Below are 1,714 nucleotides of genomic sequence, written 5' to 3' on the forward strand. Positions count from 1 at the left end.
CAGGAGAGTTCAGCGTGAATGTATCAGTCAGCGGCAGAAGCAAGGCAGTGGAAGCTGGACTTAACAGCCTGCATTTCGCTTCCACTTCCATTTGGATTCATTCAGACCTAAATCCAGAATCGAGGGCAATGCGAAAGCCTGGCTGCTTTGCAGAGGGTGGAAACTACAGCCAGGCAAGCAAGGATCTACAGCAGTGTCTTGGGTCTACTGGGATTACATCAGGCCAATTTGAGAAAGGATCCCTTGGCCGGTCAGCAACTCGGTCGCAACGCCGATCACAAAGCCCAACATTGCCAAACGGCCATTCCATTTTTCGGCGAAGGTGGTAAAGCCGAACTTAGCTTCTTGGTTCTCCATGGTTTTAGCTCCATCAACGGGTGACATCTTTAATGTGGCTCAGATATTAAAAAGTGTCAAGTTTTATGTCGAGAGCTAACAAGGGATCCCTAGCTGCTTTTCACGGTTGTCCAGAGGGCGTCGATGAGGCGCAGCTCTTCCCCTGACAGCACTTTAAGGTAGGTGAGTTTGGCAAGGGCCTCTTCGTCAGGGTAGATGGCCGGGTTTTGCCGATCTTCTGGGTTGATCATGGGCAGAGCTGCAGCGTTGGGGGTGGCGAAGCGGTTGTGGTTGCTCAGTTGAGCGCCGACTTCAGCATCCAGGATGAAATTGATGAAGCGATTGGCCAGCTCGGGGTTGGGGGCCTGGGCGGGAATGGCCATTACATCCAGCCAAATGTGGGCACCCTCGCGGGGGACAAAATAGCCGATGTTGGGGTTTTCTTCGGCAGCTTGCAGGGCATCGCCGCTGTAGACGATGGCTACATTGGCCGTTCCAGAAACCAGTTGGTTTTTACCCCCCACGCCCCCGATTAAGCCGGCACTGCGGCGCTTGGTGTCGATCAAAAGCTGCTGGATCTGCTGCAGTTCGGAGCGAACGGTGGTGTTCATATCGAAGCCCAGGTAAACGGCAGCAGCGCCGATCATGGAGCGCATCTCATCGATCATCACAAAGGGGCCATACTGCTGCTGCGGGTCGAAAATCAATCCCCAAGAGCGTTCAAAGTTTTCGGGCAGGCGGTCTTTGCGGTAGCCAATGCCGGTGGTGCCCCACTGATAGGCGGCGGTGTAGGTGTTTTCTGGATCAAAGGGCAGGCCGACAAATTTTTCGCCCAGGTTGCTTAGGTTGGGGATCAATTCTTTGTTGAGAGGCTGCAGCAGCCCCAGCTCCAACATGTTGGGCACAATGTAGTCGGTAGGAACAACAATGTCGTACTGGCTGGTGCCACCCCCCCGCAGTTTGGCCACCATGTCTTCGTTGGATTCGTACACGCTGACCAGCACGCGGCTGTTGGTGGCTTTTTCAAAGGCAGTGAGGATGTCGGGATCGATGTATTCTGACCAGATGTAGAGATTGAGGGTCTGCCTCTGGGCAGAGGTAACATGGGGCCAAAACAAAACCAGGACAAGCACACAGCAGAGTAGGGTTGTAGCCGAGGCAATCCACTTTTTCATGAGATTTCTCCGACTGTGAAAAGTTGAAAACATCGTATCTGCTTTCATCCCCCAGCCGGCTACACCCGCGGCTAGGGGGCACGCCTTGGGCAATCGCCAAGCCCCGCAAACTCCGGTTGAGGCTCGGGTACTCACCCTTGTTTCCAAGACAACACCCAAACGGTATCAACGCCTCCGCGAGCGATCCGCCAAAAGCCGCAAAG

The 1,714-nt window shown here is 54.4% G+C and carries 2 protein-coding genes; both read right to left on the reverse strand.

The features are described from left to right. Window positions 1-213 precede the first annotated feature (213 nt). Window positions 214-384, reverse strand: a complete 171-nt coding sequence (locus NW818_RS12465; RefSeq protein ID WP_414331192.1) for a chlorophyll a/b-binding protein — start codon at window positions 382-384, stop codon at window positions 214-216. A 62-nt stretch (window positions 385-446) separates the two neighbouring features. Then, window positions 447-1,511: a spermidine/putrescine ABC transporter substrate-binding protein gene (locus tag NW818_RS12470; RefSeq protein ID WP_148202683.1), complete on the reverse strand. Its 1,065-nt coding sequence runs from the start codon at window positions 1,509-1,511 to the stop codon at window positions 447-449. Between the last annotated feature and the right edge of the window lie 203 nt (window positions 1,512-1,714).

Origin of the sequence: Synechococcus sp. R6-5 (assembly GCF_047461775.1) — a bacterium.
GTDB lineage: Bacteria > Cyanobacteriota > Cyanobacteriia > Thermostichales > Thermostichaceae > Thermostichus.